Genomic DNA, 14,520 nt, shown 5'->3' on the forward strand with positions numbered 1-14,520 from the left:
AGACTCGTTTTGCTAAAGCAAAACATTAATGGCTTTATGAATTTACTAACTAATTTTTAATAAAATATAGAAAAGTTGTATCAAAATGTGTATTTTTGCAGGGTGATATAGCTTTTTTCTTAATTATAAAGAAATTATTAAGTTTTATAAAGAAATGAAAAGTATTTGTATAATGATATTGTACAGGTTAGGAGAAAGATATGAAATTAAAAAAGTGGCTTATATTATCTCATTTAGCAGTTATGCTGACACCTATAATTTTAGCTTTAATCTTGTTTGTAATTATAAATAGTTACAACAAAAATACACAGGTTATGAATTATATATCTACCATGAGCAAATTTAAGGCATACGAGAAAGTGCTTGATGATCCTAATATATATGATGGCAGCTCTTTAACAAATAAAAAATTTGTGATGGATGAAGATAAGAGTTCTGTTGCGATAGAAGTATACAATGCAGTAGGTCAGCAGATATATTCATCAGATGATAACATGTTAGGCTATATTGACAAAAGTGAGATTTATTCTGACCTATATAAAATACAAACAGGAACTAAAGCTAATACTCTGAAAATGCCTGTATTTAAAGATAGTAAATTAGTTGGCTTTTATAAAATAGTTATGACAAGAGACGACTTTATTCAAGCTGTAAATTATAGAACTGTTTTAGTTATTTTATGTTTTATATTTATGGTTTTAGCTGTATTCACATTAGTAGTAATTCTCTTAAATAAAAAATTTAATAAGCCTATTAAACTTTTAATAGAAGGCATGAATAAGTTTGCTGTTGGGGATGAAGTTAATTTAAATTACAAATGTGGTGATGAAATAGGAGAGCTTATAAACCACTTTAATAATATGAAAAATGATATTGAAGAAAAAAGAAAAACTATAGAGCTTCAGCAAAAATCTAAGGAGTACATGATATCTGCAATATCGCATGATTTAAAGACGCCGCTTACTGCCATAAGAGCTTATGCAGAGTCAATGGAATGTGAAGAAGACCTAGGTATGGAAGATTTAAAAAATAAGGTTTCTATTATACTTCACAAAAGTGATTATATGAAAAATATGATAGATGATCTAATGATGTACAACCTTCTTACAACAGATTATAAAATGAAATTTGTGGAACTTGAAGGATCAGAGTTATTTGAAATGCTTTTTTCAGGATATGACAAGCCTTGTGAAAAAAAGAAAATAAAACTTACTTCAAATATAGAAGTAAATGGGAAGTACAATGTAGATGTGAGGCAAATGACAAGGGTAATAGATAACTTAATGGCAAACGCACTTAGATATACAAAAGAAGGAGGAGCCATATACATGGGAGCATTTTCACCTGATGAAGAACTTCCTAATTGGCTTGAAATTAATTCCCAAAATGAGATAAGAAGCTGGAGAGAAAGAAGCCTCTTGATTTTAATCAAAAATGAAGGAAGTGGAATTAAAGATAAGGAAAAGGAAAAAGTATTTATGCCATTTTATCAAAGTGATGATTCCAGAAGTAAAAATATGTGGAAAGGTGTAGGACTTGGATTAAGTATTGTACAACTTGTAATACAAAAACATGGTGGTGAAGTAAAAGTATTTTCAGAAGAAAGCAGTACTGTTTTTATATGTGCTATACCTATGATTAAAAATTAAATAGATATTGGAGGGAGAAATTTATTATGAAAAGGAAAATTATGGCAATATTGACTATGGGGATATTAACGGCAGGTATATTTAGTGGATGTGATGGTCTAAAAAAGGATACTATAATACCAGGAGATGTTATAAGTAAGGCTATGACTGCCTATGAAAAGCCTAAATCCTATTATGGAGAGGCAAAGATGGAAAATTATGAAAATGGCAAGGCGGTTATGAATGGTACTATAAAGGAATGGACAGATAATTCAAATAATAAAATAAGAAGGCGTATAGAAGTTGACAACGAATCAGGTAAAGTGATATCTACAAGTGATGGAGGCAAAATGCTCATATATATGGAAAAAGAAAAAAAGGCAATGACTATGAAAGTAGATGGCGATTTGACTGAAAACAGTGTTGATTATAAATCTCAACTTATGAGGGAACTTAATGCAATATCAAAAACTCATACTTTAATTTATAAAGGTGAGGAAGCTGTAAATGGATTTAAAACTTATCACATATTTGCTAAACCAAAACAGGAAAAGAGTTTAATAGGAGAAGTTAACTTTTGGATAGATAAGGACAATTGGTTCTTAGTAAAAAATACGTCGGAAAATGCTAATACTAAATCAAGTATGGAGTATACAAAGCTTGATTTTTCACCTAAGTTTGATAATAGCTTATTTACCCAAAAGTTACCTTCTGATGTTAAGATAGAACAGATTGATGAAAAAGTTAATCAAAATAAAATAGATATGAAGCAAGCAAAAAAGATAGCAGGAAAACCTATATTAACTTTAAATGAAAAGTCCGGATATAAATTGAAAAGTATTACCTACTTGGATGCGAAGGCAGTTAAGCACAAAGAGATAAATCAGACCTATGAAAAAAATGGAGCAGAAGCCTTAGTTCTTACAACTATCATTTTTAATGATAACAAAATACCTTCTAATAAAGATAATTTAAAACTTGATGGAGAAAAAGATATTACTATAAGAGGTAAAAAAGGAACTTCTATGGAGGATAACGTAAAAAGTATAGCATGGAGTGAAGATGGCTTTAATTATGATATGCTCGTGCAAGATCCTTCAATGAATATGGAACAGGCAAAGAAAATAGTAGAGAGCTTGGAGCATTCCAAGTAAAAAATAAACAGAGACAAGGGATAAATTATACCCCTTGTCTCTATTTTGATGACTTGTAAAAAATTTAAATTATAAGTAATGTGGCGGCTGTAATAGGAACTAAAAGCATTGCAACTTTTAATATTGGTATAGGTACTCTTTTTGTAAATTTAGCACCTATATAGGAACCTGTTATTGTACCTACAACTACTTCAATAAGAAGATGTATGTCTAAATATCCTAAGTGATAATATCCAGCTCCTCCAGCTAAAGCAATAGGTATAATTACCATCATAGTAGTTCCTACAGATTGACGTACTGACATACCTAGAATAAACATCAATCCGATTTGAATAAAACAAGCAGACCCTATGCCAAACAAACCTGAAATGGCACCTGTAACAAGTCCTATTCCACAGGCACGTATCCAAAAACTCATGCCATTAGGTAAAGAATTATTATCCTGAGAAGAATGTCTTTTTTCTATAATAAACATACGAATCCATAAAATTAAGGCTGACAAATATAACATCCCTGAAGTCATCCATTTTAATTCACTAGCAGGTATAATTGCAGAGAAATTAGAGCTAGTCCAAGAACCAATAGCTCCGAAAATTCCTACGGCAAGTCCCACTTTTAGTACAGCGTCGCCTTCTCTATAGTGGCTAAAAGCTCCAGATATGGATGAAAAATCATTGCAGCTAAAGCAGTTCCAAGGGATACATGAATGGTAAAACCAAAAATTACAGTCAAAATGGATATTATAAATCCAGAACCACCTGCCCCTACAAATCCAAGTGCAATTCCAACTATGAACATTACAAGTATTATCTGTACTGCCAACGTCATTCCTTCTTTCAAAGTAAATATTCAAAAAACTTAACATAATGTTTGCATTATACCATATTTTAGACGTAATATTAAAGTATGTAATATAACTAAACGATTATTAAAAAGATGATAATTATATTAAGTATAAATTGCTAATAGCTTTAGACCTGGAAATGGAAGGTGTTAATATATGATTGAGTGGTACAAACGTTCCTGGAGTGAAATAGTAAAGGAATTAAATAGTAATACATACTATGGACTTGATGAAGATCAAATTGTCCCGCTTAGGGAAAAATATGGGAAAAATCACATTGCTATGCCGGATAGTAAAAGTTTGTTTCATCTTATTATGGTGCAGTTTAAGGAGATATGGGTTATATCTTTAATTTTATGTGCTGCCATATTTTCCTACTTAGGTATGTTTATACAGACATCTTTGTCTCTACTTATAATATTTTTAAATATTTTTGCTGTAGCACTAGAACAATATAAGGAAGAGAGAAATTTTAAAGAACTGAGAAAATTAAATTTTGGAATAGCCAGGGTAATAAGAGATGGAAGAACTATGAGGATACCTTTTGAAGAATTGGTAGTAGGAGATATAGTTATAGTTGAACAAGGTCAATTAGTACCAGCTGATATGAGAATTATAGAGAGCAATGATTTAAAAATAGATGAATGCTCCGTTACAGGAGAAAGCTTTATATCGGAAAAATATGAATCCAAAATAGATGATAATGAACTGACACTTTCAGATATGAAAAATGTACTATTTAAATCATCTTCCGTTGTTTCAGGAGATGGTACAGGAATAGTTATAGCTGTGGGAATGGATACTCAAGTAGCTAACATGGTGAAACTTTTACTGAAAGAAGAAGCGGATAGGAAATCTTTTGGTTTTAGGCTCAATAAGATTTTTAATATATTTAGTGAAATTTTAATTTTTGGTCTTCTAATTGCTGGAGGAGTATCCAATTACATATTTCATCATGAAATCTATTATACCTTAAAGAGAGTAGCAAATGTATATTTACTTTCCTTGCCTCAGACATTGTCAGTAATAATTTTACTTATGGGAATTATTTTATTTAAAAATCTAGAAAAAAAGAATATAAATTTTAAGGATTTGTCTAGTGTAGAAAAACTTTCAGAGATATCCACTGTCTGTACAGATAAAGTTGGGGCTTTTTCTAAAAATAAAATGGATATTGTAAAAGCTTATGGAAGTACTGGATTCATTGATATTAGTGAGGAAGCTTTAGAGGATGGCATACATGAAAGCTTGTATAGAATGATGCATATAGGGCTTCTATGCAATGATGTTAAATCTATAAATGGTAATATAGAAAATTCTAGAGAACATTTAGTAGAACAGGCTCTTATAAAATTTTGTCAACAAAATGGAATGGATAAAAAAGATTTAGACAAAAGACATAAGAGAGTATTTCAAATTTTATTCGATAGTGAAAGACGTATAATGACAACTGTAAATAGAATGGATGACAAATACAGAGCTCATGTAAAGGGAGCAGCGGATTCTATCATAGATAGATGTACTCATATGATGAAAAATGGTGTAGAAGTTGATATAACAGAAGAAGATATAAAGGCTATAAAAGATGCGGATATTAGTATGGCTAATGATTGCCTTTATGTGGTAGCATTTGCCTATAGAAATTTCAACTATGAACCGAGTCCTAAAGAAAATATTGAGAGTAACTTAGTTTTTGTAGGGTTAATTGGTTTTGATAATATGCTCAAAGAAAATGCAGTAAATTCTATAAAGAAGGCTCTTTCACTTTCCATTAAGCCTATTATAATTACAGAAGATAATAAACTTACAGCTTTATCTGTAGGAAAAAAGCTAAATTTTGTATCAAGGCTTTCACAAATAATTTCTGGTGTGGAGATAGATAACATGACAGAAGAAGAATTTGAACGTATAGGAGGAAAGGTTAGTATTTTTTCTATGATAAATTCTAAGCATAAAGTAAAGATAGTTAAGACTTTAAAAAGTTATGGATATATAACTGCTATAACTGGGTGGAAGCTAACGGATTTGCCTGCACTTAAGATGTCTAATGTTGGAATAACTAATACTAAGAGCAACATAGTAAAAAAATTATGTGATATATTTACAGAAAACATGGATTTCATGAGTATTATAGATACCATAGAAGATTCAAGAAAAATTATGCATATGATAAAAAAAATGATTGTGTATATCATAAGTTGTAGTACCGGCTTTTTTGTGTTTTTAATGATAAGTTTGTTATTCGACCTTAATATTTCGAATAATATGATTGTGGAGTCACTCTGGTTCAACAGTGCACTTGTATTTTTATCATCCCTAGCTCTTATGTGTCAGTATAAGGAAGAAGAAGGAGACTATGATACGTATACTATTGATAAAGATATAATTAAAGAAAACATGAGTTTTATTGTTTTTGGAGGATTTTTAATGGGAGTTTTAGCATTTGGAGTTTTTTACTTTGCTAGTATACAAAAAAATAAATTTCCGTTATTTACTTCTATTTCATTACTAAATACTTGTGCTGTGTTATTTATATACAGTTTTTCAAATGAAAAATTCTTTAATAACATATATTCAAATGCAATTGTAATTATAAATGTTATTGTTCAGTTGATTGGTATATTAGTTTTAGGAAACTTTCAAATTTTATTTGACATAAATTACTGGAAAATCTTTTTAATTGGCACTGTCATTTGGTTTATATTTTGTATGGTCTATAAATTTAGTAAAAATGAGTATGTTTAACCTGTTATTTTTTGGATAATATAAAGTAACAGGAGGTGGATTTTTTGACTTTATTATATTATGATTATTACTACAATAGGTTAAGGAAGATATGAAAAGACCATTGGTGTTTTACTCTATCTCCTTGGCGTTAGGGTCTTTGTCTGCTTTAGTATTTTTAGATAATGTTTTTATAGCTGCAGCAATAGCAGCTTCTTTTTTTATAATAATGTTTTATACTTTGAAGATTAAATTCTGTATTTTAAGTGCTATTTTTTTTATTTTTGGAGTGGTAAGTTTCAATATGTATTTTAATATACGGCCCCAAGATCCTTCTCAAATTAGGGTAGTGGAAAAGAAAAGCTACTATTTTATAGGAGATTATAGAGGAAGAAAAATCATACTAAAAAATAAATTGGATAAGCTAAAGGAAGGAGAGAATATAAAGGTATATGGTGATTTTAAGAGAGAATTAAATGCACAAAAAGGTATAATAGGCACTTACTATATAAAAAAATATGAGACTGGAAAAAAAGATTTTATATATTCCATATATGAATTTAAAAGAAATATATATGAAAAGTTTAAAGAAGTGATAGGTGAAGAAAGATCAGCTCTTGTTATGGCATTATGCTATGGTGAAACTTCATACATTAGTCAAGATGAAATGCAGAAGTTTCAAAAACTTGGAGTAATTCATGCAGTAAGTGTGTCAGGTTTTCATATGGCTATAATATACCAGGTATTGGAGAGTATAGTAGGACTTAAAATAGCTGTGATTGTATCAGCACTTTATGTATTTTTTACGGGCATGGCAGCTGCAACTATGAGATCATTTATAATGATATTCTTATTTAAATTATCAAAAATATTTTTTAAAGAATATGATAGCATATCCTCTCTCAGCTTGTCAGCTCTGATTTTAATAACTGTAAAACCATATTATATAGTGGATTTAGGATTTGACCTTTCTTTTTTAGCAACTCTTGGAATACTTCTGTACAATGGGAAAATTTATAGAAAACTTTTTATGCTTCCACAAAAATTGGCCTCCAGTATGAGTCTAACTTTTAGTTCTCAAATATTTACTCTACCCTATATTGCATTTACAATTCAAAATTTCAGCTGGGGATTTATGCTTGGCAATTTATTTTTGCTTCCCCTTTTTTCAATTATAGTTGTTTTAGGAAATGCTGCACTTTGTGTATGCTTTGTAGAACCTTTATTTAAATTATTGTGTAAAGCTATGGAAGTTATTTTTACTGCCATAGATGGTGCCAATATGGTTGTTTTGAAACTATGTCCTGAAGTTATATATTTAAAGTATATAGACGGACTTGCCTTTATTGCAGTATTTGTAAGCTTCCTAATGTATAAAAAAGGATATAGAAAATTAAAATATGTTCCAATAGTATGTTTTATTTTAGTATTTTTAGGAGTTTATACACCATTTATGAATATAACTTTTATAAATAATGACAATGGAAAGGCTGCAATTATAAAACAGGGAATAAGTAAAGTTATGATATGCAGCTATGATGACTTTCATTCCAGTTGGATAACAAATATAAAAGATGATCAGTATATAGGAAAAGTAATAACCAATCCTGTAAAAAACTTTACCTATATAATAAATAGTAATTCCTATTTAAAGATAGATAATGATATGAATTCCAAACTTCATGTAAAGAATAAAGAGTTCCAAATTCTATTTGATGATGGAAATAAAAATGATACTGAAGTTTTTAATAGAAACAATTGCATATTTATTTCTAGAATTAAATCTAAAAATAAAAATGCAACTAAAAAGTATGAAAATCCACTAGAAGGCAGTACTTCTTATGTTATAATATTTAATATGATTTTTAAAATACCTACAATATGCGATTAAAATGGAAGTGAGTAAAATTGATAGACATATTTACCTTTGAAAAAAATTTAGAAAAGGGAGATTTGAGGAATTGTTACTTGTTTTGTGGTATAGATGAACTACTTATAAAAGAAAATATAAAAGCTTTAATTAAAAAAGTTATAAATCCTAATTTTATGGATTTAAATTATATGAAATTTGATGGAAGTTCACTTGAAAGTTTTGATCCTGTAATAAATGCCTGTGAGACACTGCCTTTTATGAGTGAAAAAAAAGTTGTACTTGTATATAGAGCTTCTTTTTTTGGTGAAGATAAAAATAAATTGTCCACTGAATTTAAGAGCATACACAGTTACTTGAAAAACCTACCTAAGCACTGCATTTTAATATTTTACTATGTATTTAAAAGTAAAAGAGATAAACCAGGAAGAAAAATATATAGCGTTGACAAGGACATTTGTGTTGTAAAAGCTGACAAGGTAAAGGGAAAACAGCTGGAAAATAAAGTTCAAGAATTTTTCTATGAGCGTGGAAAAGATATAAAAAAATTGGATTTAAGGATATTCTGCAGCCTTATGAACGAAAATAATTTGAGTATAATAGAAAATGAAGTAGAAAAATTGTGCTGTTATACTTATGGAAGAAATATAGAGAGAGAAGACATGAAAAAGATGTTTTTAAGAAGCGGTGATGAGGATATATTTGATTTGGTAAATGCAATATCTGATAAAAAGATAAAAGATGCACTTTACATGTTAAATGAACTCATGTATAAAGGGTATAAAATAAGCTATATTTTATCTATGGTAGAGAGACAGTTCAACCTTCTTTTTAAAATAAAAATGTGCCTGGAAGAGAGAATAACCAAAGAAGAAATCATGAAAGAATTAAACATAAAATCAGAATATGGTTACAGCATTATGGTAAAACAGAGTAAAAAGTTTACAATAAATCAACTAAAAAAAGCGGTGGTATTGTGTTTGAATACAGAAAAGAGAATAAAGAGCTTATCTATAGATGAAAAAACTGAAATGGAACTTTTGATAATAAATACAACTGCATAATAAATAACCGGTTAAAACCGGTTTATTTATTATGCAGTTAATTTATTTAACTTAAAAGCCAATTTAGATTTATTTCTTGATGCTTTATTTTTGTGGATTATACCTTTTGATTCAGCCATATCCAAAGCTTTTACAGCTGCTGTAAAATTAACTTTAGCTTCTTCTACGTTTTTAGTTTCAACAGAAGCTAAGAATTTTTTTATAGTAGTCTTTAATGAAGACTTTATAATTTTATTTCTAAGTGTTTTTGTTTCAATAACTTTTATTCTTTTTTTTGCTGATTTTATATTTGCCATGCTTTCACCCCCTTATAGTTTTATAGACCTCAACAGCGTTGGGGAAACTTGCTAATGGGTCATTCTATTTAACAAATGATATTATAGCATTAAATTTCAACTACTTCAAGTAAAAAATCTTCATTGTTTGTGCATTGTAAGCTGTCAATTGTCAATTTAAGTTATGTGTTGGTATATTGAGTATGAAAACAGCTAATAATAAACTTATCAATTATTTTGAAATCCTATAGAAGAAGAACTTATCCAAGGGCGTACTAGCTGTTATACACAGCATAAGAACTCTAAATCGCTGAAGTTCAAGAGTCCTAATATCTTTCACCTAAAGTGGATGGAGTATTACGGATAGCAGCCAGCGGATAGAAAAATAAAAGTTGAATTAGGAGCGGATAATATGTTTAGTGTGAGAACTGATCTAGCAGTAGAGGCAAGAGAAGTATGTAGAAAAGAAAGAGGAGAAGAAGTCCCAGGGGTAGAGACAGAGGAAAAAATTGAAGATGACATAAGAATAACATATGTGAAAATAGTAGATGACATAGGAGAAAAGGCTATGGGAAAGCCAAAGGGATCTTATATAACTATAGATATGCCTAAGTTTACCCACTACGATGGTGAAATCAGAGATAAGGTAAGTAAAGTAGTTGGAAAAGTGTTATCAGGAGTAATAAAAATAGAGGATAGTGCCATGGTATTAGTTGTAGGATTGGGCAATTGGAATATAACTCCAGATTCACTGGGACCTAAAGTTATTTCTAAATTAATGGTAACAAGGCATTTAAAGCAGCTTGTGCCTGATAAAATAGATGAAGGTATAAGGCCAGTATGTGTCATATCTCCTGGAGTACTAGGAATTACGGGAATTGAAACAGGAGAAATTATAAGGGGAGTTTGTGAAAAGGTAAAGCCAGATTTAATAGTATGTATAGATGCACTGGCATCCAGAAAGATGGATAGGGTAAATTCAACAATACAAATAGGTAACACAGGAATATCTCCAGGTTCTGGGATAGGAAACAGGAGAATGGAATTGAGCCAGAAGACCTTAGGAGTGCCTGTAATAGCTATAGGAGTCCCTACGGTGGTAGATGCGGCTACTATGGCTAATGATACCATTGACTTACTTTTAGATGATCTTATAAATAAAAGTAAAGGCGGAAGTGAATTTTACAAGATGCTGAAATCTGTGGATAAAGATGAAAAACAAGGGGTTATACAAGAAATAATGGAACCTTATGGGGAAAATATTATAGTGACTCCTAAAGATGTGGATTTAGTAATGGATTCAATTTCAAAAATAATTGCTGGTGGTATAAACATAGCACTCCAGCCTGCTCTTGATTTAGAGGACATAAATACTTATTTAAATTAATTTACACTTGTGATAATTTTAATTTCCTTCTCATATAAATTAACAGTATTAAATTTACATGAGAGGGGGGAATTGCTTTAAGAAATTTTAAAGCAGTCAAATATTGAATTACAGAAGATTTAATTTTAAAGGTGATTCTAAATTAGAAATGTGTATTTTAATGTTAACGGTAATACTAGTTATCATTTTGCCATGCATAGCAAAAGCCAATTCGTACAGCAGCAATGTAAAGAGAAATATGTTCTATGTTGAAGTTTTAAATTATGCAATGCCAACAGTAAAGACTACTTCTTTTTCTGAAGATGATATGGCAGAAAATTGTTTTTCTATAGGAAATACTATTTTGAAAACCGTAGGATTAGATATAAATAATCCAAAATCTCTTTTAGGAAGAGAGGTGGCTTTTTTAGGACTAGGCTATTCAAAAAATGAAGATATAAGTTTTAATGAGTTTAAGTTAGATGACAAACAGATTAAAAAAAATGGAAGTACGTCTAAATCAAATACTCAAAATGATTTGAATCTGGAAAATAAAGATGTAACTGTGTATAACCCAAAACTTAAAAAAACTTTAGATGCGAGTAAACCTGAGGTGCTAATATATCATACACATACTACGGAAAGCTATAAGCCAGGTGATGCAAATAGTTTTGATACTACCCAAAATGTATGCGCAGTAGGAGATGTAATAGTAAATGAACTTCAAAACAACTATGGCATATCTGCAATAAATGATAAAACAGTGCATGATGCAGAAGCTTATACCCAAAGTTATTCTAGATCTGCTGTAACACTTGACAAGTATTTGAAAAAGTACGGTGATTTTAAGCTTATAATAGATTTACACAGAGATTCTGTAGATGATAAAAAATCTGTTACAGCCAGGATGAATGGAGAAAATATATCTAAATTTATGTTGGTTATGGCCAGAAAAAATCCTCACTTTGATAAAAACATGGCTATGGCAAATTCTATAATAGATACTTCAAATAAGCTATTTCCAGGACTTTGCAAGGGAGTTTGTTACTATAATTATGGAACAAGGTACTTTAATCAGGATAAGAGCAACAATGCAATACTAATGGAGATTGGAGCAGATATAAACACTTCAGATGAATCCAAAGCCACAGGTAAATATGTTGCTAGAATAATAGCAGAGGTACTTAACAATAAGTGATAAATTTGAAAAATTTTGTATAGAATTAGTAAAAATGTTCATCCTTATAATAGAAACTTTATGCTTTTAAATCTAGTTTCTATGTGGGGTGATTTTTTTTGAGTAAAAAAGGTATTAGGGCTGTGATAATATTTTGCATTATGATAGTACTTTTCGGATTTGTAACTATAACAGCAGGACTTCCTAAATATATAAAAGATAAATCTGATTTTAAAATAAATTATACTGTTTCTCCCTTCGACTTTACAGTTGATGTAGGGGAGTATTCATTATGTCTAAATAATAAAATAGTTTATAATTTTCAAAACGGATCTAAACAAGTTATAAATATAGTAGGAGAAAAAATACATTCAGGTACTTCCTATATTATAAATAAAACTTCAGAGACATTTAAAAATCTAGAAAGTAAGCTCCCTAAATAATGTACTTTTCACTGCATATTTGTTATGATATAATTTACTGTAGTTATTCGTACAGAAAAGCTAGAGATTGATCAAGTAATGAAAATCTTTTAACTTTTCATAGGTATTGGAGGAAAATAGTATGCAGAGCGAAAGACAAAAACATATAAGAAATTTTTCTATAGTTGCTCATATAGACCATGGTAAATCTACACTTGCGGATAGATTGATTGAAAAGACAGGAACTCTTACTGAGAGGGAGATGGACTCCCAGGTACTTGATAATATGGAGTTGGAAAAAGAAAGAGGAATAACTATAAAGTCTCAGGCTGTTAGACTTATATATAAAAGACCTTCAGGAGAAGAATATATACTAAATCTTATAGATACACCGGGACATGTAGATTTTAACTATGAGGTTTCAAGAAGTTTGGCAGCCTGTGAAGGTGCTATTTTAGTTGTGGATGCAACTCAGGGCATACAAGCACAAACCCTTGCAAATTGTTATTTGGCACTGGATCATGATTTAGAGATTGTTCCTGTAATAAATAAAATAGATTTGCCAAGTGCAAGGCCTGAAGAGGTAAAAAATGAGATAGAAGATGTTATAGGAATAGAAGCATCTGATGCACCAACAGTTTCTGCAAAAACTGGACTAAATATAGAACAGGTTTTAGAGGCAATAGTAAGCAAAGTGCCAGCTCCTGAGGGAGATGAAAATGCACCTTTAAAAGCTCTTATATTTGATTCAAATTATGATAGCTATAGAGGAGTAGTTTGTCATATAAGAGTAATGGAAGGCGTAATAAAACCTGGAATGAAGATAAAACTTATGGTTACAGGAAAAGTGTATGAAGTTACGGAAACAGGAATTTTTGTTCCTAATTTTATGCCAAGAGATGGACTTAAAGCAGGAGATGTAGGATACTTTACCGCATCCATTAAAAATGTAAGAGATGCACGTGTGGGAGATACTGTAACCGAAGCTTCTAGAGAAGCCAAAGAGCCACTGAAGGGATACAGGCCTGTTGTTTCAATGGTATATAGTGGTATATATCCCGTAGATGGAGCAAAGTATGGTGAACTTAAAGATGCACTGGAAAAGCTTCAGGTAAATGATGCAGCTTTGTGCTTTGAACCAGAAACTTCTATAGCATTGGGGTTTGGATTTAGATGTGGATTTTTAGGACTTTTGCATATGGACGTTATACAGGAGAGGGTAGAAAGAGAATTTAACCTTGACATAATAACTACAGCTCCTTCTGTTATATATAAGATTGGAAAAACAGATGGTACTGTAATAGAACTTACAAATCCAACAAATATGCCCGAAGCTTCAGAAATAAAGTATATGGAGGAACCTATAGTAAAGGCATCAATAATAACACCTTCTGAATACGTGGGGGCAGTTATGGAACTTTCCCAAAATCGAAGGGGAACTTTTAAAGATATGCAGTATATAGAAACTACCAGAGTTTCCTTAAATTATGAAATTCCACTAAATGAAATAATATATGACTTTTTTGATGTATTAAAATCTAGAACAAGGGGTTATGCTTCACTTGACTATGAGTTAAAAGGATATAAAGCTGCTGAATTAGTAAAGCTTGATATACTTTTAAATGGAGAAGTGGTAGATGCATTGTCCATGATAGTCCCAGAAGAGAGAGCTTATGAAAGAGGAAGAGGTATAGCAGAAAGATTAAAGGAAATAATCCCAAGGCAGCTTTTTGAAATACCAATACAGGCAGCGGTAGGTGGAAAAATTATAGCAAGGGAAACAGTTAAGGCTATGAGAAAAGATGTACTTGCAAAATGTTATGGAGGAGATATATCAAGAAAGAAAAAACTTCTTGAAAAACAAAAAGAAGGAAAGAAGAGAATGAGGCAGGTTGGCTCCGTAGAAATTCCTCAGGAAGCATTTATGGCTATACTTAAAACTGAGGATTAGCATATAACAGGAAATTTGTTAGGAAAATAGGAGGTTGGAAGTGGT

12 protein-coding genes are annotated in these 14,520 nt (G+C 30.4%); 9 read left to right on the forward strand and 3 right to left on the reverse strand.

The window, feature by feature from the left end:
• The first annotated feature begins 200 nt into the window (after window positions 1-200).
• Both WY13_RS16080 and WY13_RS16085 read left to right on the forward strand, forming a co-directional pair.
• On the forward strand, window positions 201-1,649 hold the full coding sequence (locus WY13_RS16080) for a HAMP domain-containing sensor histidine kinase (protein WP_063556607.1): 1,449 nt from the start codon (window positions 201-203) through the stop codon (window positions 1,647-1,649).
• Window positions 1,650-1,675: 26 nt separating this feature from the next.
• Window positions 1,676-2,782, forward strand: coding sequence for a LolA family protein (locus tag WY13_RS16085; RefSeq protein WP_063556608.1), 1,107 nt, complete (start codon window positions 1,676-1,678; stop codon window positions 2,780-2,782).
• A 64-nt stretch (window positions 2,783-2,846) separates the two neighbouring features.
• Here WY13_RS16085 and WY13_RS16090 read toward each other — a convergent pair whose 3' ends face one another.
• On the reverse strand, window positions 2,847-3,395 hold the full coding sequence (locus WY13_RS16090) for a sulfite exporter TauE/SafE family protein (RefSeq protein WP_242866531.1): 549 nt from the start codon (window positions 3,393-3,395) through the stop codon (window positions 2,847-2,849).
• A gap of 2 nt (window positions 3,396-3,397) precedes the next feature.
• Complete coding sequence (locus WY13_RS21940; RefSeq protein ID WP_242866532.1) at window positions 3,398-3,622, reverse strand: hypothetical protein; 225 nt, start codon at window positions 3,620-3,622, stop codon at window positions 3,398-3,400.
• Between the two features lie 160 nt (window positions 3,623-3,782).
• On the opposite strand from WY13_RS21940, the gene WY13_RS16095 reads away from it, so the two are divergent.
• The 3 genes from WY13_RS16095 (at window position 3,783) to holA (ending at window position 9,284) form a co-directional block, all read left to right on the forward strand.
• Window positions 3,783-6,371: a cation-translocating P-type ATPase gene (locus WY13_RS16095; protein ID WP_063556609.1), complete on the forward strand. Its 2,589-nt coding sequence runs from the start codon at window positions 3,783-3,785 to the stop codon at window positions 6,369-6,371.
• A gap of 91 nt (window positions 6,372-6,462) precedes the next feature.
• Window positions 6,463-8,241, forward strand: coding sequence for a ComEC/Rec2 family competence protein (locus tag WY13_RS16100; protein ID WP_063556610.1), 1,779 nt, complete (start codon window positions 6,463-6,465; stop codon window positions 8,239-8,241).
• A 17-nt stretch (window positions 8,242-8,258) separates the two neighbouring features.
• Window positions 8,259-9,284: a DNA polymerase III subunit delta gene (holA, locus tag WY13_RS16105; protein WP_063556611.1), complete on the forward strand. Its 1,026-nt coding sequence runs from the start codon at window positions 8,259-8,261 to the stop codon at window positions 9,282-9,284.
• A 29-nt stretch (window positions 9,285-9,313) separates the two neighbouring features.
• Here holA and rpsT read toward each other — a convergent pair whose 3' ends face one another.
• Complete coding sequence (gene rpsT / locus WY13_RS16110) at window positions 9,314-9,580, reverse strand: 30S ribosomal protein S20 (protein WP_013237456.1); 267 nt, start codon at window positions 9,578-9,580, stop codon at window positions 9,314-9,316.
• A 391-nt stretch (window positions 9,581-9,971) separates the two neighbouring features.
• Here rpsT and gpr point away from each other — a divergent pair, with 391 nt between their 5' ends.
• The 4 genes from gpr to lepA all read left to right on the forward strand — a co-directional run bounded on the left by gpr (window position 9,972) and on the right by lepA (window position 14,475).
• Window positions 9,972-10,946 carry a GPR endopeptidase gene (gene gpr / locus WY13_RS16115; RefSeq protein ID WP_063556612.1) on the forward strand — a complete coding sequence of 325 codons (975 nt, stop codon included), beginning with the start codon at window positions 9,972-9,974 and terminating at the stop codon, window positions 10,944-10,946.
• A gap of 103 nt (window positions 10,947-11,049) precedes the next feature.
• The gene (locus WY13_RS16120) at window positions 11,050-12,123 is read left to right on the forward strand and encodes a stage II sporulation protein P (protein WP_431602470.1); all 1,074 of its coding nucleotides are present in this window, start codon (window positions 11,050-11,052) and stop codon (window positions 12,121-12,123) included.
• A 98-nt stretch (window positions 12,124-12,221) separates the two neighbouring features.
• Window positions 12,222-12,545: a hypothetical protein gene (locus tag WY13_RS16125; protein ID WP_192845050.1), complete on the forward strand. Its 324-nt coding sequence runs from the start codon at window positions 12,222-12,224 to the stop codon at window positions 12,543-12,545.
• A gap of 121 nt (window positions 12,546-12,666) precedes the next feature.
• On the forward strand, window positions 12,667-14,475 hold the full coding sequence (gene lepA / locus WY13_RS16130; RefSeq protein WP_063556613.1) for a translation elongation factor 4: 1,809 nt from the start codon (window positions 12,667-12,669) through the stop codon (window positions 14,473-14,475).
• Window positions 14,476-14,520: the final 45 nt, after the last annotated feature.

The sequence above is a fragment of the Clostridium ljungdahlii genome, assembly GCF_001636845.1.
Taxonomy (GTDB): domain Bacteria; phylum Bacillota; class Clostridia; order Clostridiales; family Clostridiaceae; genus Clostridium_B; species Clostridium_B ljungdahlii_A.